Genomic DNA, 1,943 nt, shown 5'->3' with positions numbered 1-1,943 from the left:
GCCCTCGCTGTGCCGGTCGCCGACCTCGCCGAGGACGCGCAGCGCCTCGGTCTGGACCTTCAGCGCCTCGTCGGCCCGGCCGCCCGCGCGCAGCGCCGCCGCGAAGGTGTCCAGGCCGATGCCCATCCCGTAGGAGTCGCCGATCTCGCGGCGGATCGCCAGCGCCTGGGCGGCCGCGCGCTCCGCCTCGGCGCGCAGGCCGAGCTTGATGTAGGTGCGGGCGAGGCTGCCGAGCGTCCCGGCCATGCCGCCGCGCGCGCCGAGCCGGTGCCACAGCTCCAGCGCCTCCAGGCCGTGCACGAACGCCTCCTGGTGGCGGTGCAGGCGGCGCATCACGACCGACAGGTTCTCCAGGTCGTGCGCCTCACCGTGCTGGTCGCCGATCTCGCGGCGGATCTCCAGCGAGCGGCCGAGCTGCTCGCGCGCCTCCCGGTACCGGCCGAGCCGCCAGTAGACGACGCCGTACTGCGCCAGCGTCTCGGCCTCACCGTGCCGGTCGCCGGTCTCGCGGTGGATCAGCAGCGCCTGCCCGCAGAACGTGAACGCCTCGGCGAACCGGGCGGCGTCGCAGGCGAGGCGGCCGAGGGTGGTCAGCGCGCGCGCCTGCCCGTGCCGGACGCCGAGCTCCCGGTAGATGCCGAGGGCGCGGTCGGCGTCGTGGCGGGCGAGGTCGCGCAGGCCGAGCGTCGCGTACATGCGCGCGAGCTCGGTCAGCGCCTGCGCCGTCCCGTACCGGTCGCCGTCCTCCTCGCGCAGGAACAGCGACTCCAGCGCGTTGGCGACCGCGTCGTCGACCACGCCGCGCCTGCGGTGGACGAGCGCGGTCGTCAGCAGCGTCTCGGCGATCCCGCGCCGGTCGCCCAGCTCCTGCCGGATCTCCAGCGCCCGGCGGGCGTGCCGGAGCGCGGTCTCGTAGTCGGCGAGCGCGAGGTGCGCGCGGGCCAGCGTCTCGTACGCGCGCGCGACGCCGCCGCGCTCGTCCAGCTCACGGTGGACGGCGAGGGACCTCTCCGCGTTCTGGATCGCGGTCAGGTACCGGCCCTGCGCCGCGTGGACGTCCGCGAGTGTGGCGAGCGCGACGGCCTCCCCGTAGCGGTTGGCGGGGACGGCGGAACGGAACGCGCGCCGGGCGTCCTCGGCGTACCCGATCGCCTGGACGGCCTCGCCGATCTCGAAGTGCGCCACGGCCAGGTTGTGCAGCATCACCGCCGCCGCGCCCCAGTCGTCCTCCGCGCGCGCCGCGCCCAGTCCGGCCTGGTGGACGGCGATGTTGTCCTCGCTGTAGCGGCGGAACTCCTGGAAGCCGAACAGCGCGTCCGCCAGCTCCCAGCACGTCCGGTGCAGGCCGAGGCGCGCCGCCAGCCGGACGGCCGCGACCAGCGTCCGCCGCTCGGCCTCGAACCAGGCGAGCGCCTGCGCCCGGGCCTCCTCCGACCCCGGCCGGGACGGGTCGGGGACGTCCCGGCCGTCCAGGGTCGGGCGGCGCCTGCGGTCCAGCGCCCGCGCGGCCGACCGCGCCGACGCCAGGCACGAGGCCAGCAGGCGGCGCTGCGCGGCGAACCGGTCGTTGTCGGCGTCCTCGGCGAGGCCGCGCTCCCGCGCGAAGTCCCGCAGCAGGTCGTGCATCCGGTACCGGGCGGGCCCGGTCTCGTGCACCAGGAACGCCTGCCGCATGCCCTCCAGCGCCTCGGCCGCCGCGTCCACCGTGCCGCCCAGCAGGGCGGCCAGCGCGGCGGGCGTCACCTCCGGGCCCGCGGCCAGGCCGAGCATCCGGAACGCGGCCCGGTGGTCGCGCCGCAGCCCCCGGTACGCCAGGTCGAACGTGGGCCGCAGCGGCGCCGGGTAGGACGCCCCGGACCGGTCCGCCAGCGTCCGGACGGTCTCGGCGATCGGCACGTCCGGGTTCTCGGCCAGCGCGCCCGCGGCGACCGCGAGGGCCAGCG

Annotated in this window: 1 protein-coding gene; it reads right to left on the bottom strand. The window is 77.3% G+C overall.

Annotation, left to right across the window (positions count from 1 at the left end):
- Nucleotides 1–1,943, bottom strand: a 1,943-nt coding sequence (locus AB0J52_RS38405) for a tetratricopeptide repeat protein (RefSeq protein ID WP_500187948.1), incomplete at both ends; no start/stop codon positions are given.

Origin of the sequence: Spirillospora sp. NPDC049652 (assembly GCF_040675125.1) — a bacterium.
Classification (GTDB): Bacteria; Actinomycetota; Actinomycetes; order Streptosporangiales; family Streptosporangiaceae; genus Spirillospora.
The sequence above is the reverse complement of the archived record's forward strand: the minus strand, read 5'-3'. Positions and strand labels throughout refer to the sequence as shown.